This window comes from Polaribacter sp. Q13, from assembly GCF_016858305.2.
In the GTDB taxonomy this organism is placed as follows: Bacteria; Bacteroidota; Bacteroidia; order Flavobacteriales; family Flavobacteriaceae; genus Polaribacter.
Genome location: NZ_CP074436.1, coordinates 3,364,885 through 3,391,882 on the forward strand (window position 1 = coordinate 3,364,885; position 26,998 = coordinate 3,391,882).

27 protein-coding genes and 3 tRNA genes are annotated in these 26,998 nt (G+C 30.2%); 19 read left to right on the forward strand and 11 right to left on the reverse strand.

Annotated features, from left to right (window positions below):
- Window positions 1–102 precede the first annotated feature (102 nt).
- Window positions 103–441 (reverse strand): hypothetical protein, encoded by a 339-nt coding sequence (locus JOP69_RS14190; RefSeq protein WP_166384335.1) that lies wholly within the window; start codon window positions 439–441, stop codon window positions 103–105.
- Window positions 442–648: 207 nt separating this feature from the next.
- On the opposite strand from JOP69_RS14190, the gene JOP69_RS14195 reads away from it, so the two are divergent.
- The 7 genes from JOP69_RS14195 to JOP69_RS14225 all read left to right on the forward strand — a co-directional run bounded on the left by JOP69_RS14195 (window position 649) and on the right by JOP69_RS14225 (window position 6,959).
- Entirely contained in the window at window positions 649–1,692 is a 1,044-nt protein-coding gene (locus JOP69_RS14195) for a sensor histidine kinase (protein WP_203394811.1), read from the forward strand.
- Window positions 1,693–1,891: 199 nt separating this feature from the next.
- A complete protein-coding gene (locus JOP69_RS14200) occupies window positions 1,892–2,614 on the forward strand; it encodes a LytTR family DNA-binding domain-containing protein (RefSeq protein WP_203394812.1) in 723 nt (240 codons plus the stop codon).
- Between the two features lie 28 nt (window positions 2,615–2,642).
- Entirely contained in the window at window positions 2,643–3,743 is a 1,101-nt protein-coding gene (locus tag JOP69_RS14205) for a diphosphomevalonate/mevalonate 3,5-bisphosphate decarboxylase family protein (RefSeq protein ID WP_203394813.1), read from the forward strand.
- A gap of 24 nt (window positions 3,744–3,767) precedes the next feature.
- Window positions 3,768–4,163, forward strand: coding sequence for a toxin-antitoxin system YwqK family antitoxin (locus JOP69_RS14210; protein ID WP_203394814.1), 396 nt, complete (start codon window positions 3,768–3,770; stop codon window positions 4,161–4,163).
- Between the two features lie 54 nt (window positions 4,164–4,217).
- Window positions 4,218–5,144: a mevalonate kinase gene (locus JOP69_RS14215; RefSeq protein ID WP_203394815.1), complete on the forward strand. Its 927-nt coding sequence runs from the start codon at window positions 4,218–4,220 to the stop codon at window positions 5,142–5,144.
- A 4-nt stretch (window positions 5,145–5,148) separates the two neighbouring features.
- Window positions 5,149–6,066 carry a geranylgeranylglycerol-phosphate geranylgeranyltransferase gene (locus JOP69_RS14220; RefSeq protein WP_203394816.1) on the forward strand — a complete coding sequence of 306 codons (918 nt, stop codon included), beginning with the start codon at window positions 5,149–5,151 and terminating at the stop codon, window positions 6,064–6,066.
- 38 nt (window positions 6,067–6,104) lie between these two features.
- Entirely contained in the window at window positions 6,105–6,959 is an 855-nt protein-coding gene (locus JOP69_RS14225; RefSeq protein ID WP_203394817.1) for a pseudouridine synthase, read from the forward strand.
- 175 nt (window positions 6,960–7,134) lie between these two features.
- On the opposite strand, the gene JOP69_RS14230 is transcribed toward JOP69_RS14225, so the two are convergent.
- The 5 genes from JOP69_RS14230 to fbp form a co-directional block, all read right to left on the reverse strand.
- A tRNA-Leu gene (locus tag JOP69_RS14230) sits at window positions 7,135–7,220 on the reverse strand.
- Window positions 7,221–7,554: 334 nt separating this feature from the next.
- Window positions 7,555–7,640: transfer RNA gene (locus JOP69_RS14235), tRNA-Leu, on the reverse strand.
- Between the two features lie 15 nt (window positions 7,641–7,655).
- Window positions 7,656–7,727: transfer RNA gene (locus JOP69_RS14240), tRNA-Gly, on the reverse strand.
- 507 nt (window positions 7,728–8,234) lie between these two features.
- Window positions 8,235–8,843, reverse strand: coding sequence for a superoxide dismutase (locus JOP69_RS14245; RefSeq protein ID WP_203394818.1), 609 nt, complete (start codon window positions 8,841–8,843; stop codon window positions 8,235–8,237).
- Window positions 8,844–8,954: 111 nt separating this feature from the next.
- A complete protein-coding gene (fbp, locus tag JOP69_RS14250) occupies window positions 8,955–9,965 on the reverse strand; it encodes a class 1 fructose-bisphosphatase (RefSeq protein WP_203394819.1) in 1,011 nt (336 codons plus the stop codon).
- 174 nt (window positions 9,966–10,139) lie between these two features.
- Here fbp and JOP69_RS14255 point away from each other — a divergent pair, with 174 nt between their 5' ends.
- From JOP69_RS14255 to JOP69_RS14265, 3 genes are all read left to right on the forward strand, one after another.
- The gene (locus tag JOP69_RS14255; protein WP_203394820.1) at window positions 10,140–10,619 is read left to right on the forward strand and encodes a GNAT family N-acetyltransferase; all 480 of its coding nucleotides are present in this window, start codon (window positions 10,140–10,142) and stop codon (window positions 10,617–10,619) included.
- Between the two features lie 126 nt (window positions 10,620–10,745).
- A complete protein-coding gene (locus JOP69_RS14260) occupies window positions 10,746–11,999 on the forward strand; it encodes an aspartate kinase (RefSeq protein ID WP_203394821.1) in 1,254 nt (417 codons plus the stop codon).
- 316 nt (window positions 12,000–12,315) lie between these two features.
- Window positions 12,316–14,124 carry a lysophospholipid acyltransferase family protein gene (locus tag JOP69_RS14265; protein ID WP_203394822.1) on the forward strand — a complete coding sequence of 603 codons (1,809 nt, stop codon included), beginning with the start codon at window positions 12,316–12,318 and terminating at the stop codon, window positions 14,122–14,124.
- A gap of 384 nt (window positions 14,125–14,508) precedes the next feature.
- Here the strand turns inward: JOP69_RS14265 and JOP69_RS14270 are convergent, their stop codons facing one another.
- Genes JOP69_RS14270 through JOP69_RS14285 form a run of 4 tightly spaced genes read right to left on the reverse strand, consistent with a single transcriptional unit; the run spans window position 14,509 to window position 17,785 of the window.
- On the reverse strand, window positions 14,509–15,708 hold the full coding sequence (locus tag JOP69_RS14270; RefSeq protein ID WP_203394823.1) for a glutamate-5-semialdehyde dehydrogenase: 1,200 nt from the start codon (window positions 15,706–15,708) through the stop codon (window positions 14,509–14,511).
- A 10-nt stretch (window positions 15,709–15,718) separates the two neighbouring features.
- Window positions 15,719–16,489, reverse strand: coding sequence for a glutamate 5-kinase (gene proB / locus JOP69_RS14275; protein WP_203394824.1), 771 nt, complete (start codon window positions 16,487–16,489; stop codon window positions 15,719–15,721).
- 1 nt (window position 16,490) lies between these two features.
- Window positions 16,491–17,297: a pyrroline-5-carboxylate reductase gene (gene proC / locus JOP69_RS14280; protein ID WP_166384365.1), complete on the reverse strand. Its 807-nt coding sequence runs from the start codon at window positions 17,295–17,297 to the stop codon at window positions 16,491–16,493.
- 47 nt (window positions 17,298–17,344) lie between these two features.
- Window positions 17,345–17,785, reverse strand: coding sequence for a GNAT family N-acetyltransferase (locus JOP69_RS14285; protein WP_215602609.1), 441 nt, complete (start codon window positions 17,783–17,785; stop codon window positions 17,345–17,347).
- 418 nt (window positions 17,786–18,203) lie between these two features.
- Between JOP69_RS14285 and JOP69_RS14290 the strand changes: the two genes are divergently transcribed.
- The 7 genes from JOP69_RS14290 to JOP69_RS18750 all read left to right on the forward strand — a co-directional run bounded on the left by JOP69_RS14290 (window position 18,204) and on the right by JOP69_RS18750 (window position 24,859).
- Window positions 18,204–18,563, forward strand: coding sequence for a phage holin family protein (locus JOP69_RS14290; RefSeq protein WP_203394826.1), 360 nt, complete (start codon window positions 18,204–18,206; stop codon window positions 18,561–18,563).
- 92 nt (window positions 18,564–18,655) lie between these two features.
- Window positions 18,656–19,978: a trigger factor gene (gene tig / locus JOP69_RS14295; RefSeq protein WP_203394827.1), complete on the forward strand. Its 1,323-nt coding sequence runs from the start codon at window positions 18,656–18,658 to the stop codon at window positions 19,976–19,978.
- Window positions 19,979–20,141: 163 nt separating this feature from the next.
- Window positions 20,142–20,804: an ATP-dependent Clp endopeptidase proteolytic subunit ClpP gene (gene clpP, locus JOP69_RS14300; protein WP_203394828.1), complete on the forward strand. Its 663-nt coding sequence runs from the start codon at window positions 20,142–20,144 to the stop codon at window positions 20,802–20,804.
- Window positions 20,805–20,913: 109 nt separating this feature from the next.
- Window positions 20,914–22,152, forward strand: a complete 1,239-nt coding sequence (gene clpX, locus JOP69_RS14305) for an ATP-dependent Clp protease ATP-binding subunit ClpX (protein WP_203394829.1) — start codon at window positions 20,914–20,916, stop codon at window positions 22,150–22,152.
- Window positions 22,153–22,376: 224 nt separating this feature from the next.
- Window positions 22,377–24,398, forward strand: a complete 2,022-nt coding sequence (gene dnaG, locus JOP69_RS14310) for a DNA primase (RefSeq protein WP_203394830.1) — start codon at window positions 22,377–22,379, stop codon at window positions 24,396–24,398.
- 102 nt (window positions 24,399–24,500) lie between these two features.
- Window positions 24,501–24,632 (forward strand): hypothetical protein, encoded by a 132-nt coding sequence (locus tag JOP69_RS18745; protein ID WP_261971860.1) that lies wholly within the window; start codon window positions 24,501–24,503, stop codon window positions 24,630–24,632.
- Between the two features lie 95 nt (window positions 24,633–24,727).
- Entirely contained in the window at window positions 24,728–24,859 is a 132-nt protein-coding gene (locus JOP69_RS18750; RefSeq protein WP_302850187.1) for a hypothetical protein, read from the forward strand.
- Here JOP69_RS18750 and nadE read toward each other — a convergent pair.
- Complete coding sequence (gene nadE, locus JOP69_RS14315; protein ID WP_203394831.1) at window positions 24,851–25,639, reverse strand: NAD(+) synthase; 789 nt, start codon at window positions 25,637–25,639, stop codon at window positions 24,851–24,853. The genes JOP69_RS18750 and nadE overlap by 9 nt on opposite strands.
- Before the next feature lie 59 nt (window positions 25,640–25,698).
- On the opposite strand from nadE, the gene gldB reads away from it, so the two are divergent.
- Both gldB and gldC read left to right on the forward strand, forming a co-directional pair.
- On the forward strand, window positions 25,699–26,658 hold the full coding sequence (gene gldB, locus JOP69_RS14320) for a gliding motility lipoprotein GldB (protein ID WP_203394832.1): 960 nt from the start codon (window positions 25,699–25,701) through the stop codon (window positions 26,656–26,658).
- Complete coding sequence (gene gldC / locus JOP69_RS14325) at window positions 26,658–26,990, forward strand: gliding motility protein GldC (protein WP_203394833.1); 333 nt, start codon at window positions 26,658–26,660, stop codon at window positions 26,988–26,990. The genes gldB and gldC overlap by 1 nt, the downstream gene beginning before the upstream one ends.
- Window positions 26,991–26,998: the final 8 nt, after the last annotated feature.

A 26,998-nucleotide genomic window follows, 5' to 3' on the forward strand; every position in this document is an offset into this window, starting at 1 on the left:
TTTAAAGTTCGTTTTTAAAAGAGTAAGAATGTTTGTTCTTATAATATAATTGAGACAATTGGATAGTTTTTAATTTGTTTTTACTAAAACTGTTTTTTTTGTTTATTCTTTTTTCATCCAAGTAAGTGCAATTACACCTAATCTGCCAATAAGAAAAATGATAAAACCAAATATAACTGGTGTAATTTCGCATTTTAAGCCTATTCCTAAGACCTGGTGAGATACATCATTCGCTATTGCAATCATAGTAAACATTTGGTACAAACCAATAAAAAGGTTTAAAAAACCAAATACAAGTGCAAATAAACTGACGGATTTAATGAGTTCCCTATTTTTTTCTGAATTTATTTTAAAACCCTTCATGACTAAGAAAAGTGTTAAAAGTAAAAGAATAATTAAGGGAATCATAAATGTATTGCCTCCATCGATAATATATTTCATAATATAAGTTTTTAAATTCGTTTCAAAAATATTGGTAATGTTTGTTCTTAAAATATATTTGAGATGAATGAATCCTTTTTACTTGGTTTCTACAAAAAATAGGTAGTTTTAGTATAAAAAGTGTCAAATTTGCTTTTTAGAGATTAAAATAAGTAATCCGTCGCTAATTATCCTAAAAATTAAATCTTTATTTTTATTTTGTAACATATGCAAAAAGAACTGATTTTAGTCTTAAAAAAAATACCAATACATTTTTTATGTTGGATGCTTGTTTGGTTTTTCTTCAAAAGTTTTTTTAGTGTAGGTTCATCAAACAAAGCTTTTTTATTTTGGTTTTCTTCTCTTTTAAGTATTGTAACATTAATTACTGCGTATGTTTTTGTATATGATTTAATTCCTAAATATTTATTAAAAAAACAATATAAGAAATTTGTTCTTTATACTATTTATTCAGGTGTTTTTGTTGCTACAACTATTTTAATGATAGAAGTAGTTGGGTTTGTGTTTTATTTTAATTTAGAATTTCAAAAAATGCCAGCATTAACTACAAATCCTGCTGTAATTTTGGTTTGTATTTTTTTTATAGTTGTTTTGGCAAGTGGTTTAAAAATATTAAAACACAGTTATAAATCTTTAGATGAAAAAAAGACTTTAGAAAACAAATTTTTACAAACTAAGTTAGAGTTAAAGGAGCAAGAATTAAAGTTTTTAAAGATGCAAATTCATCCGCATTTTTTGTTTAATTCTTTAAATACTATTTATGGTTTTGCTATCACTAAAGCGGATGAAGCGCCAGAAATGATTTTAAAATTATCTAATTTACTAGATTACATTTTATATCAAGTAGAAAAGCCAAAAGTGCTATTAGTAGAAGAGGTAAATCATTTAGAGGACTATATTTCTTTAGAGAAAATGCGTTTTCACGATACTTTAAAAGTGAGTTTTAAAAAGGAAAATATAAATGATAATTTGCAAATTCCACCGATGTTATTAATTCCGTTTGTAGAAAATAGTTTTAAACATGGTTTTACTGCTAATGGAATTTTAAAAGTTGATATTCATCTTAAAATAGATGCTAATTTTTTGTTTTTTGGAATAGAAAACTCATCCAAAGAAAAAGAAGATATAAATGCCGGAATTGGTTTAGAGAATATTAAAAAAAGACTAGAAATGTTATATCCGAAGAAACATCAACTAAAAATTATAGATAAAAAAGATGCATTTAAAGTGTCTTTAAAAATTGAATTTTAATAGAGATTGTCATTTCGGACTTTTAGGAGAAATTACATAAGGTTGCTAATCGTTGTGTTATCAATTTAATGTGACTTCTCTCGCTGTTCGAAGTGACAAGTTTTGGAGGTTTTTTTCACCCAGTTTGTCTTTTCGACAGAAAAAGGCACGAATGACGAGAAATCTTATACTTTCTAATCTAAAAATAAATAGCTAAAAAATGAATCAAATTACTTGTGTTATTGTTGATGACGAGCCTGTCGCAAGAAAAATAATAGAAACTTTTGTAGCTAAAATTCCGAATTTAACTTTAGTTAAAAGCTGTAAAAATGCCATGGAAGCATTCGAAATTGTAAACACACAAAATATAGATTTATTCTTTTTAGATATTAATATGCCTGATGTATCAGGTTTGTCGTTGGCAAAATCCATCAACAAAAAATCTAAGATCATTTTTACAACGGCATATAGAGAATATGCGGTGGATGGTTTCGATTTACAAGCAGTAGATTATTTATTAAAACCAATTGCATTCGATCGATTTTTACAAGCAATAAATAAGTTTTTCGAAACTAAGGTAACAATAAAACCTAAGGTTGATATTGAAGAAACAGCAGTAAAGAATAACTATATTTTTGTGCGATCAGATCGTAAAATGGTAAAAGTTATTTTTGATGAAATTCTGTATGTAGAAAGTTTATCGGACTATATTAAGATTTACACAAAAGACAAGGTTTTAGTAACCAGAGAAACCATTTCTAATTTAGAAGTAAAATTACCTTCGCATCAATTTTTACGAATTCATAGGTCTTATATTATCAATTTAAATAAAACAGATTCGTACACTAATGAGTTGGTAGAAATTGAAAAAAATGCCATTCCTATTAGTAGAACCTACAAAGAAAATGTACTTAAAAAGTTAACTGAAAATTCTTTGAAATAGTTTTATCTTTGGTGCAAAATTAAGACGTTTGGATACAGCACAATTTATTTCGAAAGCAAATACTAATTCAGTAGAAAAAGCAAGTTTTACCTGGCAAACACCTAGTAATATTGCATTGGTAAAATATTGGGGAAAGAGCAATCCGCAAATACCAAGAAATGCTTCTATTAGTTTTACGTTAAATAATTGTCATACCATTACTACGATTGATTTTATGCGTAAGCGTAATTCAGAACTTGATTCAGAATCTGAAAAAGTAGTAGATTTCGATTTGTTTTTTGAAGGAAAACAAAAAGACGCATTCAAACCAAAAATTGCAGAATTCTTTAAAAGAATACAAGAATATTGTCCGTATATTTTTGATTATAAAATGACCATTAATTCAGAGAATTCTTTTCCGCATTCTAGCGGAATTGCATCATCTGCAAGTGGATTAAGTGCTATTGCAATGTGTTTGATGAGTTTGGAGTCTGAATTAAATCCTGATTTATCAGCAAAAGAAATCAATAAAAAAGCCTCTTTTTTAGCACGTTTAGGTTCTGGAAGTGCAAGTAGAAGTATAGAAGGACCGATGGTTGTTTGGGGAAATCATCCAGAAATAGAAGGAAGTTCAGATTTGTTTGGTGTACAATTTCCTTATAAAGTGCATCCGGTTTTTGATAATTATCAAGATGCAATTTTGTTAGTTGATAAAGGAGAAAAACAAGTTTCTAGTACCGTTGGTCATAATTTAATGCATGAGCATCCGTATGCAGAAAGTCGTTTTACCCAAGCAAACGATAACTTGAGTAAAATGTCAGAAATTCTTCAAAACGGAGATATTAAAGCATTTGTTAATTTGGTAGAAAGTGAAGCGTTAACATTGCATGCTATGATGATGACTAGCAATCCATATTTTATTTTGATGAAACCAAATACATTAGAGATTATTAATAAAATTTGGGAATACCGAACTGAAAATAATAGTAATATTTGTTTTACCTTAGATGCAGGTGCCAATGTGCATGTTTTGTATCCGGAGAATGAAAAAGAAAAAGTAAATCATTTTATAGAAAATGAACTTTCTAAATACTGTCAGAAAAATCACTATATTTATGATACTGTTGGACTTGGCGCTAATAAAATGTAATTTATCAGAATTAAAACAATTTAAATGAACGCTTTTATAAAGTTAGTATCCATAATAATTTTTCTTTTTACAGTATCTATTTCTGCACAAAAAACCACTTGGTTAGATGGGCAGTTAAAAGAGACAAACCAAGCTAAATCTGTTTATTATACAGTAAATTCTAGTAATGCTAAAGAAGTAATTTATTTTTATAAAAGTGGTAAAGTTTTTAGGAAAATAGGCTACTCTAAAGGCAAGTTCGAAGGAGTCTTTTCTGAATTTTATGAATCTGGCGAATTAAGAACTTCCGGAACCTATGTCGATGGTTTAGAGGACGGTGTCTGGAAAACGTATTATAAGAACGGAAAGAATAAGGAAAAAGGAAAATACACAAAAGGAGAAAAAGTTGGTGTCTGGAAAACTTTTTACAAGAATTTTTAATAATGTTTTGTTAATATATTAATTCGTATTTTTGCAACACTATAAAAAAGAAAAATGAAAGGACCATTATTTTATGCTAAAATCCTTCTCTTCGGAGAATACGGAATCATAAAAGATTCTAAAGGGTTAGCAATTCCGTTTAATGCATACCGAGGAGCTTTAAAAACTTCAGTCGATTTAAGTGGAAGCCCTAAAGTTTCCAATCAAAATTTAGAACGTTTTTATAAACATTTAACTACCTTAACTACAGATTTAGTTTCCTTTAATTTAAAGGATTTAAAGAGAGATATAGAAAACGGAATGTATTTTGATTCTTCTATACCACAAGGGTATGGAGTTGGTAGTTCTGGTGCTTTAGTTGCGTCTATTTATGATCAATATGCAGACGATAAAATAACCGTTTTAGAAAACTTAACGAGAGAAAAGTTATTAAAATTAAAGCAAATTTTTTCTTTAATGGAATCTTTTTTTCATGGGAATAGTTCTGGTTTAGATCCTTTAAATAGCTACTTAAGTTTACCAATATTAATCAATTCTAAAGACAATGTAGAGCCTGCAGGTATTCCTTCTCAAAAACAAGGAAAAGGAGCTGTTTTCTTATTAGATTCTGAACAAATTGGTGAAACGGAACCTATGGTGAACATTTTTATGAATAAGATGAAAAACGAAGGTTTTAGAAAAATGATTAGCGAAGAATTTGCAACAACAACAGATGCTTGTATTGAAGATTTCTTAGGAGGAAACGTAAAATCTTTGTTTGGTAATGTAAAATCATTGTCTAAAATTGTTTTAAAGAATTTTAAACCAATGATTCCAGATGCTTTTCATAAAGTTTGGGAAAACGGAATTAAAACAAATGATTACTATCTAAAACTTTGTGGTTCTGGTGGTGGTGGTTACATTTTAGGTTTTACTGAAGATTATGAAAAAGCTCAAAAAAGCCTTAAAAACTATAAATTAGAATTAGTTTATAGATTCTAATTTTATGATTAGTTTTAAAGCCAAAAGAATCATTTTTAAATTTTTTAGCTTACTTTCTGTTATAAGAGGTTACAACATTCTTGTGCTTGTTTTAGCGCAATACTTAGCGGCTATTTTTATATTTTCACCCCAAAAAAAACTTAGAAGTATTGTTTTTGATGTTGATTTGTTATACATCATTTTAGCAAGTATATGTGTTGTTGCAGCTGGTTATATCATCAATAATTTTTATGATGTTCAAGTAGATAGAATAAATCGTCCTCTAAAAACAGGTATAGATAATTATGTAAAACAGTCTGTCAAGTTAAAATTATATTTTACATTAAATTTTTTAGGTTTTATTTTTGGTCTATTAATTTCCGGACGAGCAGCGTTGTTTTTTGCAATTTATATTTTTGCTATTTGGTTCTATTCCCATAAGCTTAAAAAGTATCCATTTACAGGATTGGTTTCTGCTACAGTGCTTACAATTTTGCCTTTTTTTGCGGTCTTTGTATATTTTAAAAATTTTTCAAAAATAATTTTTGTACATGCCGTTTTCTTGTTTTTAGTACTTATGGTAAGAGAATTACTAAAAGATTTACAGAATATGAAAGGTGCAATAATAAATGATTATGAGACTTTTCCTGTCTTTTATGGAGAAAAAAAGACAAAACAGTTATCAATATTCTTATTGGTTTTAACATTATTTCCTGTGGTAATTTTGTTTAGTTATCCAGCATTAAGTTATATGAGATTCTATTTTTATTTTGCATTAATGGTGCTGATTTTTTTAGGGTTTTATTTGTGGAATTCAACAGAAACGAAACAATATAGAATGATGCATAATGTTTTGAAAATCTTGCTTTTAATAGGTGTTTTTTCTTTAATTTTTATAAAGCCAGAACTAATTGTAGAAAAAGTAATAGATAGATTGAATTAAGCTTTTTTTGCGTATTTTTGCAAAAATTTTTTAAAGTAATGAATTCAAATAAAAACTCGTCGAGAGGACGACAAGAAGGTAAAAAAAGTACTCCACTTAGTAGAAAAAGCAAGCCTTTAGCTAGAAAGACTCCGAAGAAAACTTTTACCAAAATTAAAGAGGCTCCAAAGTCTAATGACGCAACAGGAATCCGTTTAAACAAATACATTGCAAATTCTGGAGTTTGTTCTCGTAGAGAAGCAGATACGTATATAGAACACGGTAGTGTAGAGGTAAATGGAAAGCTAGTAACAGAAATGGGGTATAAAGTACAGCCAGACGATATTGTTCGTTTTGATGGGACTTCTATAACACCAGAACAAAAAAGATATATTTTACTGAACAAGCCTAAGAACTACATTACCACAATGGATGATGATAGAGGTAGAAAAACAGTAATGGAGTTGATTGCAAATGCATCAAAAGAAAGAATCTATCCTGTAGGAAGATTAGATAGAAACACTACTGGTTTGTTGTTGTTTACTAATGATGGTGATTTAGCCAAAAAATTAACACACCCAAAACATAATGTTCGTAAACTATATCACGCTTCTTTAGATAGAAAATTAGAGTTAAGAGATTTAGAGAAATTACGTGGAGAGGTTATTATTGAAGGTAGAAAAGTATTTATTGATGCGGTTTCTTATGTAGATGGACAGCCAAAGTCTGAAATAGGTATCGAAATACATTCTGGTAGAAATAGAATTGTGCGTAAAATATTTGAACACGTAGGTTATAAAGTAAATAAACTAGATAGAGTTATTTTTGCTGAATTAACAAAAAGAAACTTACCGAGAGGTAGATGGAGAGAGTTAACGAACTTAGAGATTACCAATCTTCAGATAATGAAATAAAATAATTAAAAATCCAGCTTTTAGCTGGATTTTTTTATGCCTAATTTTTACGAATATTATTTTGGAGAGTTGTGTTTGATAGAAAAAGAATAATACTTCTATAAAAAAGTTCCGAAAAAAAAAGTTGGTAAAATCAAAAAACCGTTGAAAATCAAAAGATTAACAACGGTTATTGTACTGAAGGCGGGACTTGAACCCGCACGGCCATTACTGACCACTGGATTTTAAGTCCAGCGTGTCTACCAATTCCACCACTTCAGCATTGGAATTTTTATATAAAGTAAAAATTGATATTTTAATCAAAACTTACTTTCTGTATTATTTAAAAGATCTTTTTACTGTTGTCCTTGTTTCTAAGGGCTGCAAAGATACCACCTTTAATGATAATCTACAACATTTAAAGAAAAAATTAATAATAATTATTGTAATTTTTATTAATGTGTTAATTATCATTTGATTAAAATGAGTATTATCTTAAAAATAGTTAAATGTTATTACGAATTATTTTTTATAATTTTAAAAAAAAAAAGGTGAGGAGCGGCTGGGGTTAAAAGCAAAAAACCGTTGAAAATCAAAAGATTAACAACGGTTATTGTACTGAAGGCGGGACTTGAACCCGCACGGCCATTACTGACCACTGGATTTTAAGTCCAGCGTGTCTACCAATTCCACCACTTCAGCATGGTAATAGAATAGAGCGAAAGACGGGATTTGAACCCGCGACCCCCACCTTGGCAAGGTGATGCTCTACCCCTGAGCTACTTTCGCAGTCGTTATTTTTAAAGAACTTTTCTTTTTAATTACCCTTATTCCTAAGAGCGGTGCAAATATAATATCTTTTATTGTTCTGGCAAATTTTTATTTAATTTTTTTGAATTTTTAAATCAAATATTTTTTTGATAAAATGAACCCTTTTTTTTGTTACTAAAAAAAGATAATATAGCTGGTGTAATTTATAATAATAAAATGTTTTCTAATTAACTTTTCATCGTGAAAGAGACGTTTTTAAAGAAGGTAATATGTTTTATGTATTGTTTTTATCTTTTAACAAAAGGTGTTGTAACGGTGTGCTTATAATTGATAGTTATAAATTAAGACTTAATAATAGAAAGTAAGTTTAGGAATTTTAAATCTTGGTAAGAAAGTGTGTGTTGTATACATAAAAAAGCATCCTAAAATTTAGGATGCCTTTTTTATGTATAGATTTTGAGTAATCTTATTTTTTTATTTCAGAATTTTACATCTGAGTGAGATACCTAAAGTAACTGCGTTGCCTTATTTTGCTGCTGCGTAACGTTTTTCAGCTTCGTTCCAGTTAATTACATTAAAAAATGCATTAATATAATCTGGTCTTCTATTTTGGTAGTTTAAGTAGTAAGCATGTTCCCAAACATCTAATCCTAAGATAGGAGTTCCGCCACAAGTAACACCTGGCATTAATGGGTTGTCTTGGTTTGGTGTAGAACAAACTTCTACTTTACCTCCTGGTAAAACACATAACCAAGCCCAACCAGAACCAAATTGAGTAGCTGCTGCTTTAGAAAAAGCTGCAATAAAATCATCTTTGGTACCAAAAGCAGCTTCAATAGCATCTTTTAATTCACCAGATAAATAACCTCTATCGTTTGGGTTTAATACAGTCCAAAATAATGAATGATTGTAAAAACCACCACCATTATTTCTTACAGCTCCATTGCTCATATCTAAATTAGTAAGAATATCTTCAATAGATTTTCCTTCTAAATCTGTTCCTGCAATTGCGTTGTTTAAGTTATTTGTGTAACCTTGGTGATGTTTTGTATGGTGAATTTCCATAGTTCTTGCATCAATATTTGGTTCTAACGCATCATAAGCGTATCCTAATTCTGGTAATTGAAAAGCCATTTTTTATATATTTTAAAGTTAGTGTATTATTTACGATTGTAAAATTAACCATAAATGGATGGTTTTACAAGAAATTTATGTTCTGATAATTTATTACGGTATAAAGAAGATTTATTCCCCGTATTTCTGCATAAATTCTTCTAATTCTTCAACCATATTTATGCTACCACAAATAAAAGGAACTCTTTGGTGTAATTCTGTAGGCTGTACATCCATAGTTCTAGTGTAACCATCAGAAGATTTACCATTTGCTTGTTCCGCAATAAAAGCCATAGGGTTACATTCGTATAGTAAACGTAATTTACCGTTAGGGTTTCTAGAACCTTTTGGATACATGTAAATTCCTCCTTTAATCATATTTCTATGAAAGTCAGAAACTAAAGATCCAATATATCTACTAGTATAAGGTCTGTCTCCTTCTTCTTCCTGACAATATTTAATATATTTTTTTACGCCTAAAGGAAAATCTAAATAATTTCCTTCGTTTACAGAATACATAGTTCCATCTTCTGGAAATTGCATGTTAGGGTGTGATAAGTAAAAAGAACCAATAGCTGGGTTTAGGGTAAAACCATTAACACCATCTCCGGTTGTGTACACAATCATGGTAGAAGTACCATAAACAACATACCCTGCTGCCACCTGCTCACTTCCTTTTTGTAAAAAATCTTCTAATTGTACAGGAGTTCCTGTTGGAGTAATACGTCTGTAAATAGAAAAAATGGTACCTACAGAAACATTTACATCAATATTAGAAGAACCATCTAAAGGGTCTATTAAAACAACGTATTTATTTTGATTATTTTCATCGATACTATTAATTGAAATAAAACTATCTTCTTCTTCGCTGGCTATTCCGCAAACAATATTTCTTCTTGTTAAAGTCTGTATAAACTTATCGTTGGCGTAAACATCTAATTTTTGTTGATCTTCACCTTGTATATTTGTGTCTCCTGCCGCACCAATAATGTCTACCAAACCAGCTTTATTTACTTCGTGATTCACCACTTTTGCTGCTAATCGTATAGAGTTGAGGAGACTAGAAAGCTCTCCTGAACTATATTTAAAAGCATGTTGATTTTCAATAATAAATTCACCTAAAGTTTGTTTTTGTAATGCCATGATACCTATAATGTTATTTTTGTAACAAATATCTAATTTTTTTAAAGTTACTACAACGTTTTAGTTGTTTAATTTTTCTTCAAAAATTTAAACAAATCAAAAATAACTGTGTAAAATATTTAAATATTTTTAGTAGATATGAAAAAAACTATCTTTGACTAAAATTTATATAAAATGGATTTTATAGTACGATTAGGAGAGGAAAAAGACATGCAATCTGTATTGAATTTAATTACAGAGTTGGCTGTTTTTGAGAAAGAGCCAGATGCGGTAGAAATTACGGTAGAAGATTTAATAAAAGATGGTTTTTCTAAGAATCCTCAGTTTAAAGTGTTTGTTGCAGAACAAGAGAATAAAATTATTGGTATTGCCTTGTTTTATGAGCGTTTTTCTACTTGGAAAGGAAAGTCTATTCATTTAGAAGATCTAATAGTTACACAAAGTAAGCAAAAAATTGGTGCGGGAAAAGCGCTATATACAGCTGTTTTAAAATTTGCACACGATAATAATTACAATAGAGTTGCTTGGGAAGTAATAGATTGGAATACCAATGCTGTAGAATTTTATAAAAGTACAGGAGCCACTTATTTAAGTGATTGGTCTGTGGTGCAAATGAATAAAGAAAACTTAACTAAATTTATTCAAAACAATTAAAAATTTACCACATAAAATCATAGGCTATATTTCCTCAAATTCAATGTGGTAAGAGAAGTCGCAAGTGAGTTGTGTAGTACTTACTTAGTAATTTTTGTTAAAAATAATTTAAATTAATAATTAGAAATGAAAATTTTTAAATTTGGAGGAGCGTCTGTAAAAGATGCAGCAAGTGTAAAAAATGTAACTCAGATTTTACAAAGCGAAGGGACGGAAAATACAGTAGTTGTAATTTCTGCAATGGGAAAAATAACGAATGCTTTTGAAGAAGTAATAGATGCATATTACAACAAGACAGATAAGTTGTCTGAAAACTTAGGTATTATAGAAGATTTTCATAAAAATTTAATGAATGATTTGTTTGATAAAAACGATGAAATTTATAAAGAAATAGATATCCTTTTAGGGGAGTTAAGTTGGTTTTTGGCAAGAAATACTTCACAGAGATATAATTATGTTTATGATCAAATTATCTGTTTTGGAGAGCTTTTATCAACCAAAATAGTAAGTGCGTATTTAACCAAAATTGGTGTAGAAAATAACTGGTTTGATGTTAGAAACTACATAAAAACAGATAGTAATTATAGAGATGCAAAAGTAGATTGGAACTTAACACAAGAACTAATTAGTAAAAAATTAGATGCATCTAAACTAAATATAACCCAAGGTTTTATTGCTGCTAATGATACAGAAAACACCACTACTTTAGGTAGAGAAGGGTCTGATTATACAGCCGGTATTTTTGCGTATTGTTTAGATGCCGAAAATGTAACTATTTGGAAAGATGTGCCAGGAGTTTTAAATGCAGATCCAAGAGTTTTTACAGACACAACTTTATTAGAGCAGATTTCTTATGAAGAAGCTATAGAAATGGCATTTTACGGAGCTTCTGTAATTCATCCAAAAACATTACAACCTTTAGAAAGAAAAGATATTCCGTTATTGGTGCGTTCTTTTGTGAATCCTAAAGAAACAGGTACAAGAGTTTCTAAAGGAAAAATGTTAGAACCTTTTATACCTTGTTTTATTGTAAAGAAAGACCAAATATTGGTTTCTATTTCTGCTTTAGATTTCTCTTTTATGGTAGAAAATAATATCAGTTATATCTTTCAAAAACTACACGAATATCAGCTAAAAGTAAACCTAATTCAAAATTCTGCTATTAGTTTTTCTGTTTGTATTGATAATAAATTTAATAAGTTCGATGCTTTTTATGAAGAGTTAAAAACTCAGTTTAAAATTGATGTTCAAAAAGGGGTAGATTTGTTTACAGTACGTCATTTTAATGAAGAAGCTGTTGCAAGTATCGAGGCCAAAGGAACTTCTTTATTAACACAAGTAAATAAAGAAACAAATCAAATAGTTTTAGCATCTTATTAATCGGTTTAAAACGCATTGTAGTTTTATTATAACTAGCAGACTGTTCAAAAAAAAGAGGCTGTCTAAAAAGTGAATTTTTGTCAATCTGAATTTATTTCAGATTCTTTTGAAATTTGAATTTTAGTAAGTAAAGATGCTGAAAATAAGTTGAGCATGACAGGGGTTGTTGTTTTTTAGACAGCCTCTTTTTTGTTTCTTAAAAATAGGGATATAAAATTCAATTTACGAAATTCTTATTTTTGTATTGTTTTAATAACAATTTAGTAATTCAATATTTATTTTTTAGTATGTTTGTAGCTACGTCTAATTATAATTTATGGCATTAGTAACATCTAAAGAAATTGCGCAAGTTGTTGGTTTACAGAAATTTGGTTTTTTAGGGACTTTTGTAGGATGGATTCTTTTAAGAATACTTCGCATTTCTGCTATTAATAAAATCTACGATAAGAATAAAAACAAGTCTAATTTAGATTTTTTAAACGGAATTTTAGATGATTGTAATATCAAATTTGAAATTCCGGAAGAAGATTTAAAAAGAATTCCTAAGGACGGACCCTTTATTACTGTTTCTAATCACCCATTGGGTGGTATAGATGGTGTTTTATTATTAAAACTACTAATAGAAAAAAGAGCAGATTATAAAATTATAGCAAATTTCTTATTACATAGAGTAGAACCTTTAAAACCTTATGTAATGCCAGTAAATCCTTTTGAAACAAGAAAGGATGCAAAATCTAGTGTAGCCGGAATTAAAAGTGCATTATCACATTTAAAAGAAGGGAACCCTTTGGGGATTTTCCCTGCAGGAGAAGTTTCTACTTATAAAGATGGTAGATTAAATGTAGATAAGCCTTGGGAAGAAGGAGCTGTGCGATTTATTAAAAAAGCGAATGTACCCGTAATTCCTATTTATTTTCATGCAAAGAACAGTCGCCTTTTTTACTTTTTATCAAAAATTTCAGATACTTTAAGAACTGCAAAATTACCTTCAGAAGTAATATCTCAGGGAGGAAGAGTAATAAAAGTAAGAATAGGAAAACCGATTTCTGTAAAAGACCAAAATGAGTATAAGGAGATTGCTGCTTTTTCTGAGTTTATCAGAAAAAAAACCTATATGTTGGCAAACCCTTTTGAAAAGGCGCATAAATTAATTTCTACTCAGAATTTAAAAATACCTAAAAAGGCAGCCAAAAATATAGCACCTCAAAAAAATCCAGATTTATTTATCAAAGAAGTAGATGCATTAAGAGCAGGAGATGGTAGGTTGTTAGAAAGTAAGAATTATGAAGTCTTTTTTGCCAACGCAAAAGAGATTCCTAATTTAATTCATGAAATTGGTAGATTACGAGAAATTACTTTTAGAGAAGTAGGTGAAGGTACAAATAAATCTATCGATTTAGACAAATACGATAAGTATTATTATCACATGTTTTTATGGGATAGAGAAGCAAACTGTTTAGCAGGAGCTTACAGAATGGGTCTTGGGAAAGAGATTTTTAAAAAGTATGGAATTAATGGATTCTATATTCAAACCTTGTTTAGGATAGAGCCAGAATTGCATCAAATGATGGACAATACCATAGAAATGGGTAGAGCTTTTATTATTGGTGAATATCAACAAAAACCAATGCCTTTATTTTTGTTATGGAAAGGAATTGTACATGTAACGCTACGTTATCCAGAATATAAGTATTTAATGGGTGGTGTTTCTATAAGTAATCAATTTTCAGATTTCTCAAAATCGTTAATGATCGAGTTTATGAAATCTCATTATTACGATCCATATATTGCACAATACATTCATCCTAAGAAAGAATACAAAGTAAAATTAAAAGACGGTGATAAAGATTTTGTGTTTGATGCTACTAAAGCAGATATGCAAAAGTTCGATAAAATTATCGACGAAATAGAACCAGGAGCTTTAAGAATACCGGTACTTATTAAAAAGTACGTAAAACAAAATGCACGATTGGTTGCGTTTAATGTAGATCCTAAATTTAACAATGCCGTAGACGGATTAATGTATATTAAAGTGGCAGACATACCAGATAGCACGGTAAAACCCGTTATGGAAGAGTTTCAGGCAGAGTTAGAGCGCAAGGCTACAGAATTGCAGAATAAATAAAAAAGATTTTTTAATAATTTGGGCGTTTCCCAAAAAGGGTCGGGCTTTCCGTTACAAGTCCTCGGTCGTGCCTCCCTGTGGGCTTTTCACTACAATCCCTAACGCGGGCTTGTTTATACATAAGTGATGGTTGTATTTTTATAGCCAAGTTTCCTTTAAAAGGTAGAAGTAACAAAACATAATATTTAGTGCTTTTCTCATCTAGTTTTGTTGTTTCAACGACAGGAGGAATGGCATTACAGTGGTCAGTTTGTGTTTTGTTATCTTTATCAGACTTCCTTAAAAGGGATAAACAAACGTATTGGGTTTTTTCGCTAACGTGAATTGAGTATTATCAAGTTTAAACTCGGTACCCAAACGTTAGCGAACGTTCATTAAATAAATTTACACACGCACATTACCATCTCCAATAATATAGTACTTATTGGTTACTAATTTCTTTAATCCTAACGGACCTCTGTGGTGTAATTTGTCTGTACTAATTGCTAATTCTGCGCCAACACCTAATTGTCCACCATCTGTAAATCTTGTAGATGAATTTTTATAAACAGCAGCACAATCTACTTGTTGCATAAAATCATCTGCATTTTCATCATTAGTTGTCATTATTGCTGCAGAATGTCCACCTGAATATTTATTAATCATTTTGGTAGCTTCGTCTAGATTTTCTACGGCACCAATACAACATTTTAAAGCTAAAAACTCTTCTTTCCAAACGTTAGCATCCAGAATTAAAGTCTCATCTGTTAATACTTTTTTAATGCTTTCATCAACTAAAATAGTTACATTTCTTTCTTTTAAAACAGCTTGTAAGTCTTTTAATTTAGACTCGTAACCTGCTATGTTTTTATTGATAAGAATTTTATCTAACGCATTACAAGCAGAAATTTTAGCTGTTTTTGCATTGATAATTACCGCTAAGGTTTTATTCCAATCGGCGCTTTCATCAACATACATAAAATTATTTCCTCTTCCGCTAATTAAAACGGCACACGTTGCATGCTCTTTTACAAAGTTAATTAAGCGTTCTCCACCTCTTGGTACAATTAAATCTAATTGTTCTGTTGGGTTTTTTAAAAATTCTTGCGTTTCTGTTCTGTCCATTTGCAAGAACTTTATATAATCTTCACTTAGATTATTTTCTGTTAATGCTTGGTGCCAAAAATCGACTAATATTTTATTACTATATAAGGCTTCTTTCCCTCCTTTTAATAAAATTCTATTGTTAGATTTAAAGGCTAAAACAGCAGCTTCTACGGTAGCATCTGGTCTCGATTCATAGATAATCATAATGGTACCAAATGGCGCCGTTTTATTAGTTACTTTTAATCCGTTTTCTAAAGTAATATCACTAATAATTTGATTTACTGGGTCTTCTTGCGCTTTAACGTCATTGATGGCTTTTATCATTCCATCAATTTTTTGATCGTTTAAAATTAAGCGGTCAAACATTGCCTGATCTTCTTTATTAAAAGCCTCTAAATCTTTTTTGTTTGCTTTTAATAAGGCTTCTCGATTTTCATCAAGAATCTTGGTCATGCTTGTTAGTACGTTATTTTTAATGGTTGTATCTAATAATTTCATTTGGTAGGTTTTAAAGTGCCACTTTTGTACCGACAGACTTTCCGTCAATAATATCAATAATGGTGTTATCTCTTTTTCCGTTTGCAATATAAGTTGGGATATTGTTAGATGCTGCTTCTTGGGCATAATCTAACTTAGAACCCATTCCGCCTCTACCTTCACCTGGTTTTTTATTGCTATCTTTTATATATTTATCTAAATCTTCATCCGGATTAACGTTGGTAATTAAATTACTACTTTCTGCTTCTGGATGCCCTGTGTATAGTCCGTCAATATCTGTTAGAATAATTAATTTATCTGCATTTATTAACTGTGCAATTAAACTAGCTAGCTCATCATTGTCAGAAAACATAGACATGGTAACAGAAACAGCATCGTCTTCATTAGCAATAGGAATTACACCTTCAGATAATAAACCTTCGCAGCAATTTATCATATTCTGTCTGTGAACACCAGGAGTAAAATCTCTCTTTGTTGGTAAAACCTGAGCACATTTCATTCCGTAATCATTAAAAATATTGTAGTAATGGCGCATCATTCTTGGTTGTCCAATAGCAGAATAGACTTGTCTTCTTTGAGTTTCATTTTCAATACTAGATTCTCCTAGAATTTCTTTACCTGCAATTACAGACCCAGAAGAAACTAAAATACAAATAATACCACGTTCGTATAATTCTGCAACTTGTTTTACCAAACGTCTTAAAACAGGTCTAACAATTCTGTTATCTCTGTTTGTCATTACGTTGGTACCTACTTTAATTACTATTCTTTCTTTGTACATTTTAATTTTCTTTACCCATTTCTACAGCTCTGTTAAAAGCAGCAAAAGCGGCGTCTTTAATTAATTCATTTACATTATTGTCTTCCATAGAATCTAACGCAGCACGTGTAGTACCACCTTTAGAAGCTACTTTTTCCATCCAAGAATTTGGCGATAAATTAGATTGGTTAAACAACTCGATAGCACCAGTAAAAGTCTGACTTACCAAAACAGAAGAATCATTTTTAGAAAAGCCCATTTTTAAGGCAGCCTCCATCATACTTTGCATAAAGTAAAATACATACGCAGGTCCACTACCAGAAATTCCTGTAGAAGCATCAATCAATTTTTCGCTGGTAACTTCCATAGATTTACCAGTGGTGTCTAATAAACTTTCTACGGTTAATTTTTCTAACCTAGATACTTCTTCAGATGTTACGTAAGACGTTAAACCTTTACCTATTTGTGCTGGTAGGTTTGGCATTGCTCTTACTATTTTGTTTAATCCAGAATATTTTTTAATGTTTTCTATATTAACACCGGCCATAATAGATACAATAACCTGACCTGGTTTTGTAAATGGTTTTAACGCTTTAAACAAGTTTTCTGCGTGGTATGGTTTTACGGCAATAAAGATAATGTCTGCTTTTGGCACACAGTCTCCTAGTTCTTCAAATGCATCGAAGTGAGATATTCCGTTTAGCTCTTCTAGCTTTTCTGCAGATTTATCTAAAACCATGATGTTTTTTTTCTTTAACAATCTAGATTTAGACATTCCTTGAGCATACGTTAGCCCCATGTTTCCTGCTCCAATTACTAATATTTTCATTTTTTTGTGTTAAGTGTTACTATTATTTTTGATTTTTATTATGTGTATTATTTGTACAATGTCATTTGAATTTTCTCTGATTCAAATCCGTTTTTCTTAAATAATTCAATGGCATTATTATTTCTATTGATGTTTAAAGAAAGATTTCCGTTACAGTAGTTAGTAGCTTCTTTTATTAGTTTTGTAGCAATTTTTTGTTCTCTATATTCTTTATGAACTGCCAAGTAGGTAATAAGGTTTTCAGATTGATATTCACTCATGCCTGTTTTATTAACTATAATTGCTCCAATTATTTTGTCTTTTTCTTCTATAATAAATGCATAGCCACCTAGATTAGATGTTTCTTTGGCAGCATATAAAAGTGATTTACGAATGGCACTTTTGTCCTCTTTACAGTCGTCTTCTAAGTGCTTGTGTAAAAATTTTGAAATTTTATTAATATTTATGTAGGACATCCTCGTAAAGGCGTCAAAAGTTTTAATCATCATCATTATTTCTATTGATTTGATTTATCTAAAACGATAAGTAGTGAAAAGCTAAAAAAAGAAGTTAAACGGCAGTGCGTTTATTTACAGAAAAGGGTGAGGAGGTATGAATTTTTTAGGTTGGTTTTTAAACACTAAAAAATTAAAGTTGAATATTCTAAAGTTACGCTGTTTGTGTATCCTTATTTTCATTCTGCAAAGGTATAAAAAGCATTTACCACTATCAAATTATATAGGTTTAATAAGGAAAAATCTTGTTTTAGAGTTTTATATTGTCTAATTCTGTTTTATCGAAAATTCAGTGAGCGAAGTTCAAGGGATATTAATCTTACAACAAACCAAATAATATTGAAAGCATGACAAAAAAGCAGTCTTTTTCATTTGGTATAGTTTTCGCTTTTAACCAACCAAATTATAGAGTATGAAAACCTTTTTAAAAATATTATTAACGGCTATTGCAGTAATTGTTTTAGCTAATATCTTACCAGGTATTTCGGTAGCAGGTTATACTTCGGCAATTATTGTTGCAGTGGTTATTTCGTTGCTAAATATGTTTGTAAGACCACTTTTAATCTTCTTTACATTACCCGCAACCATTGTTACATTTGGTTTGTTTATTTTTGTAATTAATGCTTGTATTGTATTATTGGCAGATAAATTAGTAGATGGTTTTGCCGTTACCGGTTTTTTCTATGCCTTATTATTCAGTATTTTACTGTCTATTTTTAGATCGGCATTATTTTCATTATTAAAAGAAGATAATAAAACCATACAAAACTAAATAACAATACTGAATTAGAAGTATTTAACATTTGTGCAATCAATTAAAATCATTAATTTTGCACTCGATTTTTCAAGATAAAAGAACAAGAAATGAATATTACAAAAGAAAACATTGATGCGTTAAACGCAGTTGTAAAAGTAGATATCGTTGCAGATGATTATCAAGCAAAAGTATCAGATTTATTAACAGATTACCGTAAAAAGGCAGATGTTCCTGGTTTTAGAAAAGGACATGTACCAATGGGTATGATTAAAAAGCAGTATGGTAAATCTATTATGATAGATGAGGTAAACAAGCTTTTACAAGAATCTTTAAATAAATTTATAGCAGAAGAAAAATTAGAAATGTTAGGTAATCCTTTACCTAGAATGAAAGAAGATTTTAACTGGGATGCAGATTCTTTTTCTTTTGAATTTGAACTAGGTTTGGCGCCTGTTTTTGATGTAGATTTAAAAGCAAAAGAGGCAGTTACACAATATAATATTGTTGCAACAGAAGAATTACTTGACGAAGAAGTTAAGAACATTCAAACTCGTTACGGTAAAGTAAGTGCAATAGATATTGCAACTGAAGAAGCAAATATTACAGGTACTTTTGTAAATGAAGAAAACGAAATTAACAAAAAATCTACCTTTATCATAAAAGACCTAAATGGTGATGACAACATAGCTAAATTAGTGGGTGCTAAAGTTGGTGATGTAATTGAGTTAGGTACAAAAGACCTATTTGAAGATGCGCATAGATTACAACACATTTTAGGTGTTGAGCATGATGTAATTCACGATTTAGATATTACAGTTTCTTTTACTGTAGAAGAAATTACAAAAACAGAACCAGCAGATTTAGACAAAGAATTGTTTGATAAATTATTTGCTGACGGAAGTGTAACTACTGTATCTGAATTAAGAGAAAAAATTAAAGAAGACGCAGAAAAGCAATTTCAACAACAAGGAGATCAACAATTATTAAATGCCGTAACAGAACATTTAGTAGAAAATACAAAGTTTGATTTACCATCAGAGTTCTTAAAAAAATGGTTAAGAACAGCAGGAGAAAAGCCTTTAACAGAAGATGAAGCTACTGCAGAATTTGAAAAATCAGAAAAAGGGTTACGTTATCAATTAATCGAAGGAAAGGTTATGAAAGATAATGACATCAAAATAGATTATACAGAATTGGTAGACTATGCAAAAGGATTTATCCGTACGCAAATGGCGCAATTTGGTAATACAAATCCAGAAGAACAAGAATTGGATGATATTGCTGGTAGAATCTTACAAAACCAAGAAGAAGCTCAAAAATTACAATCTCAATTAATAAGCAATAAATTATTGACTTTTTACAAAGAGAACATGAATTTTAAATCGAAAGAGCTTTCTTACGAAGATTTTATTAAAGAGGTTTATAAATAACAGTCTCAGACTGTTTTCAGTATTACACTCTGTTTTTTATGCAGAGAATAAAAATAGAAAACCTGAATTGTTAGATTCAGGTTTTTTTAGCGACAAACCCAAACAACATAGTAAGAAATAGTTCTTATATTTACAGTATTAAACTTAAAAAAGCATCATAATAATGGATTACGGAAAAGAGTTCGAAAAATACGCAACAAAACATCACGGAATTAACAGCAACTATTATGGCAAGATTACAAGTAGTGTAACGCCATATATTATGGAAGAGCGCCAAATGAACATTACGCAAATGGATGTTTTTTCTCGTTTAATGATGGATAGAATTATCTTTTTAGGAACAGGAATTAATGACCAAGTAGCAAATATTATTCAAGCTCAGTTATTGTTTTTAGAAAGTGTAGATGCTAATAAAGATATTTCAATTTATATCAATTCTCCAGGTGGAGGTGTCTATGCAGGTTTAGGTATTTATGATACTATGCAGTTTATTAAGCCAGATGTAGCAACAATTTGTACAGGTATGGCAGCTTCTATGGGAGCCGTTTTAATGTGTGCAGGAGCAGCAGGTAAACGTTCTGCATTACCACACTCTAGAGTTATGATTCACCAACCTTTAGGAGGTGCACAAGGTCAGGCTTCAGATATAGAAATTACTGCAAGAGAAATTATAAAGTTAAAAGGAGAGTTGTATGATATTATTGCACACCACTCTGGTCAAACTGTAGAAAAAGTACATGACGATTCTGATAGAGATTATTGGATGAAAGCCGATGAAGCAAAAGCTTACGGAATGATTGATGAAGTTTTAGCTAGAAAAAAGTAATTTTTTAAAGCTATTAGCCTTTTGCAATTATCCAATAGCAAAAGATAGATTTTTAAAGCAAAAGGCTATGTGCCAAAAGCATATAGCCAAAAGCGAAAAGCGAAATATAATGTCGAAAGAAGAAAATTTAGAATGTTCGTTTTGCGGACGAAAAAAAGCAGAAACAGACTTGTTAATAGCAGGTATGGATGCTCATATATGCGATAAATGTATAGAACAAGCCTACGGTATTGTTCAGGAAGAAATTTCTGAAGGAAAATCTAGCGACTTATCTAAAGATTTAACGCTAAAGAAACCTTTGCAAATTAAAGAGTTTTTAGATCAATACATTATTGGTCAATTAGAAACTAAAAGAGCAATGGCAGTAGCGGTTTATAATCATTACAAAAGATTACTACAAACCAAAGACGATAAAGACGATGTAGAAATAGAGAAATCTAACATTGTTTTAGTTGGAGAAACCGGAACCGGAAAAACCTTAGTAGCAAAAACAATTGCAAGAATGTTAAACGTTCCTTTTGCTATTGTAGATGCCACTGTTTTAACGCAAGCTGGGTATGTTGGTGAAGATGTAGAAAGTATTTTAAGTAAATTATTACAAGCTGCAGATTACGATGTAGAAAAAGCGCAAAGAGGTATTATTTTTATCGATGAAATAGATAAAATTGCTCGTAAAGGAGACAATCCATCAATAACAAGAGATGTTTCTGGTGAAGGAGTACAGCAAGCTTTATTAAAATTATTAGAAGGTACTGTTGTAAATGTTGCGCCAAAAGGAGGTAGAAAACATCCGGAGCAGAAATTTATAGAAGTAGACACTAAAGAGATTTTATTTATTGCAGGTGGTGCTTTTTCTGGAATCGAAAGATATATTAGCAAGCGTTTAAATATGCAAGCTGTAGGTTTTGGAGCTTCTTTAGATGATGACAAAGTAGATGAAGAAAACTTGTTGCAATACATTATTCCTTCAGATTTAAAAGCTTTTGGTTTAATTCCGGAGATTATTGGACGTTTACCAGTTTTAAGCTACATGAATCCTTTAGATGCAAAAACATTAAGGTCTATTTTAACAGAACCAAAAAACGCTATTATAAAACAGTATACCAAGTTATTTACAATGGATGATGTGGCCTTTTCTATAGACGAAGAAGCTCTAAATTATATTGTAGAAAAAGCGGTAGAATATAAATTAGGAGCAAGAGGTTTGCGTTCTTTATGTGAGGCAATTTTTACAGATGCAATGTTCGATTTACCAAGTTCTAACGAAAAAGAACTAAATGTAACCAAAGCATATGCAGAAGCAAAATTATCTAATACAACATTAAAGAAATTAAAGGCAGCTTCTTAATTTTTTTTGGGCGTTACCACAAGGGTCAGGATTTCGCACTCGCTTTTTTTGTAAAAACAAAAAAGAGCTCAAACAATAGCTCAATCCTTAACGCTTAGAGCCAACTAAAAAAGGAAGTTTGTAAAATGTATTTTCAGACCTCACAGGTTTTTAAAACCTGTGAGGTCTTTATTTTTATAAAAAAACTTCTTATTATATTTGTATTACCTTTTAATCAAAATTCAATGATATTAAGAAGTACCATAGACCGCATTTTCGAATCTGCAAGAGTAGAAGAGGTTATTGGAGAATTTGTAGTGCTTAAAAAAGCAGGAAGTAACTTTAAAGGTTTGAGTCCGTTTACAGATGAAAAATCACCTTCTTTTATGGTGTCTCCAGTAAAACAAATCTGGAAAGATTTTTCTACAGGAAAAGGAGGGAACTCAGTTTCCTTTTTAATGGAGCATGAGCATTACACTTATCCAGAAGCCTTAAGGTGGTTGGCCAAAAAGTACAATATAGAAATAGAAGAAAGCGAGCAAACGGATGATGAAAAAGCGCAGATGAATGAACGTGAAAGTATGTTTATGGTGTCTAATTTTGCTAAAGACTATTTTCATGATTTAATGCTTACTTCTAATAAAGGGAAAGCCATAGGATTGTCTTATTTTAAAGAACGTGGTTTTACAGACGAAACCATTAAAAAGTTCGAATTAGGATATTGTATGGACGAGTGGGATAATTTTACAAATGCCGCTTTAAAGAAAGGCTACGACTTAAAATTTTTAGCATCCACCGGACTTACAATTGTAAAAGAAAATAAGCAGTTCGATCGTTTTAAAGGACGTGTAATGTTTCCAATACACTCTATGTCGGGACGAATCTTAGGTTTTGGAGGACGAATTTTAACTTCCGATAAAAAAGCAGCTAAATATTTAAATTCACCCGAGAGTGATATTTACCATAAAAGTAAAATTCTCTACGGATTATACCAAGCAAAGAAAGAAATAGCAAAACAAGACAACTGTTTCTTGGTAGAAGGGTATACAGATGTTATTTCCTTTAATCAATCAGGGGTAGAGAATGTAGTTGCATCTTCTGGTACGGCTTTAACACCAGATCAAATAAGATTGGTAAATAGATTAACAAAAAACATTACTGTACTTTTTGATGGTGATGCAGCTGGAATTAGAGCTTCTATTCGTGGTATCGATTTAATTTTGGAACAAGGAATGAACGTAAAAGTAGTTCAGTTTCCAGACGGAGAAGATCCAGATAGTTTTGCTAAAGCCAATTCAAATGCAGAATTAGCAGTTTATTTAGAGGAATCTGCACAAGATTTTATCAACTTTAAAGTATCACTTTTATTAAAAGATTCTAACAACGATCCTATAAAAAAAGCCGGAGTAATTAGAGATATTGTAACAAGTATATCTAAAATACCTGATGGAATTCAAAGAGAAGTGTACGTGCAAGAATGTTCTAGAATTATGGATATTTCGGAGCGTGTATTATTTAGTGAATTAGCACAGTTATTAAAAAAAGGTCTGCAACAAAAAAGCAAACCAAGTAGGCAACAATACAGTCCGCAGCAAGACCCAAATGAGCCTCCACCAGAGTATTTTAAAGAGCAAGACCAAACTACCAAAATGGGATTGGTTAAAGGGGGGGCAATTGCGTCTCAGAAAATAGATCAGCTTTCAATTTTAGAAAATGAGATTATTAAAATTTTACTTTTATATGGAAATGAAGAAGTAGAATTTACCGAAGAGGTTTTGCATGTTGATGATAATGGAAAAGAAAAAATAGATGTAAGAAAATATGAGAATACGGTTTCCGCAGAAATTTATGTGCATTTACATGAAGATGAAATAGAATTTTCTAATGAACTTTTTCAAGAGATTTACACAGAAATTATTCATCAGTTAAATCAGTTAGAAAAGTTAGATATTGATGGTTTAATTAATCATAAAAATACAGAAATATCTACCATTGTAACTTCCATTTTAATGGAGAAAGAAAACCCTAGTAGACAATTAAGTAATTGGGAAGGGCAGAACATAGAAGTGAAGTCTGCTTTAGAAGTTTTAGCCAAAGATGTTAACGATGTGGTTTATAATTTAAGGAGAGTTTTGATAGGGGAAAAGATTGACGAATTGATGAGTGAGGCAATATCAAACCAGGGCGGGCCAATTGATTTAGAGGTTATTAGAAATTATACAAGCTTGAAAATGAGACTCTTTGAAAAGCTGAATAGAGTAGTTTAATATTAACAAATTGTAAAATAGGGTGTTTATCCCTATAGTAATAATTTATAATCATATAGATTTTTTGTATATTGCACTTGCAAAAAGAAAATCCTCAGTGTTATGAAAAGATTATTACAATTTTTAAGAATTATTCAATTATTTCTATTATTACCATTTGAAATCTCATCAGGTTCTAAGAAAAGAGCGTATTTAAAGATTAAAAAAATGATGGTTGCAGCAAACCTATTGTAATCTTATTATTTTATAAAGTATAAGAAAGTCACATATAGTTTTATATGTGACTTTTTTATTAATTAGGTTTCTTATAAATAGATAAGGAAATTAAAATGAAAAAAATTGCTCAATTATTAAAAATAAGCTATCTAATTGTATTACTGCCTTTTGAGATAGTAAAAGGTTCTAAAAAAAGAGCTTCTGTAAGAATTAAAAAATTAATGTTAGCTGCTAATTTATTGTAAGTCTTTTGGTATTTCACAAATAGGAATAGGAATCATTTTATGTTGATTAATTCTATTTAATCGTGAATAAATTTTAAAGACTTCTTGTTCTCTTCCTGAAAAATCATTTTCAGATTTTCCATTATTTTGCATTTTCATTGCCCATTCTAATTCGTCGTAGGAAGCTCCTATTTGGTCTTCGTCAGTTCTACTATCTCCAAATAAACCATCTGTTGGTTGTGCTTTTTGTATTGAGTTTGGGACACCTAAAAATTCAGATAATTCATATACTTCAGATTTCATTAAATCTGCAATTGGGCTTAAATCTACACCTCCATCACCATATTTTGTGTAAAATCCAACACCAAAATCTTCAACTTTATTACCAGTTCCTGCTACTAAAGAACTATGTAAACCTGCTAAATAATATAAAGTTGTCATTCTTAGTCTTGCTCTTGTATTGGCTAAAGACAAATCTACTTTTGCAGATGGTGCTGCATTTGGCACTACATTTTTAAAATCTTCGAATGTTGAAGTTAAATCTACTTTTACATCAGAAACATTGCTAAAATTATTTTTTAATTGAGCAATATGCTCTTGTGCTCTAGTAACTTGACTAGGTGCTTGATGAATAGGCATTTCTACACATAAAGTAGGGAAACCTGTTTTTGCACATAGTGTAGAAGTAAGGGCAGAATCAATTCCACCAGAAACTCCAACGACAAATCCTTTTACTTTTGCATTTTCAGCATATTCTTTTAACCATTTTATGATGTACTCGGCAACCTTTTCCGTCTTCATTGATAAACTATTTTAGTATTTTTAACGTTCTTAAATCTAATGACTAAGATACAAATAATATGAGATTTTATTTTGTGAATTTAATGGTTTTATGGATGTTTTTTTCATGTACTGATAAAAAAAACACAGAAATTGATGTTTCTACAACAAATATTGATTTTTCGATAAAAAGGTACGAGGTAGATTTTTACAATACCACCGCTAATCAATTGCCTAACCTTAAAAATAAATATCCCTATTTATTTCCAAAATCATTTACAGATAGTTTGGCTATTTCTAAAATAGCTAATAAAGATGAACAAGAGTTATTTAAAGAAACTCAAAAATTATATAAGAATATTCCTGTGCTAAAATCACAATTAGCATCACTTTTTAAGCATGTTAAATATTATAACACCAATTTTAAAGCGCCCAATGTGGTTACTATTATATCTAATATAGATTACAATAGTAGAGTAATTTATGCAGATAGTTTATTATTTATTTCTTTAGATGCTTATTTAGGGAAAACGCATCGATTCTATTCAGACTACCCTAAATATATTAAAGAAAATAATAATAAAGAAAATATTATTGTGGATGTAGCAAATTCAATAATTAATAAGCAAGTTGTTCCATTACCTACTCGAAGTTTTTTATCAAAAATGATTCAGGAAGGAAAAAAAATGTACTTATTAGATATGTATTTACCTGCTGTTCCAGATAAATTAAAAATAGGATATTCAAGTGAAAACATGGATTGGACTCTTTATAATGAAGAAGATATTTGGAAATATTTTATAGAACGAAAATTGTTGTTTAGTACAGATACAAAATTGAACAAACGATTTTTAGAGAATGCTCCATTTTCTAAGTTTTATTTAAAGAATGATAATGAATCTCCAGGAAGAATAGGGGTATGGTTAGGATGGAAAATAGTAAGGTCTTATATGCAAAATAATGATGTATCTTTGCAAGAATTATTAATAATTGATCCTGAAGAGTTATTCAAAAGATCAAAATACAAGCCTAAAAAATAATGTCAGTAAAACATAATTCACAAATTAATTTTGAAATTGGTTTGGATGAAAACAAAGTTCCAGAAGAAATTTCTTGGACAGCAAAAGACGGAGATATAAATAATGAAGCGTCTAAAGCTATTATGATATCTGTATGGGATCATAAGAAAAAAGATACTTTACGTATGGATTTATGGACAAAAGACATGCCTGTAGATGAAATGAAGCAATTCTATCATCAAACATTAGTATCTATGGCAGATACTTTTGAACGTGCCACAGATGATCAGAAGATGAGTGCTACGATGCGTGATTTTTGTGCTTATTTTGCAGAGAAGTTAGAGTTGAAGTAAGAGAAAAT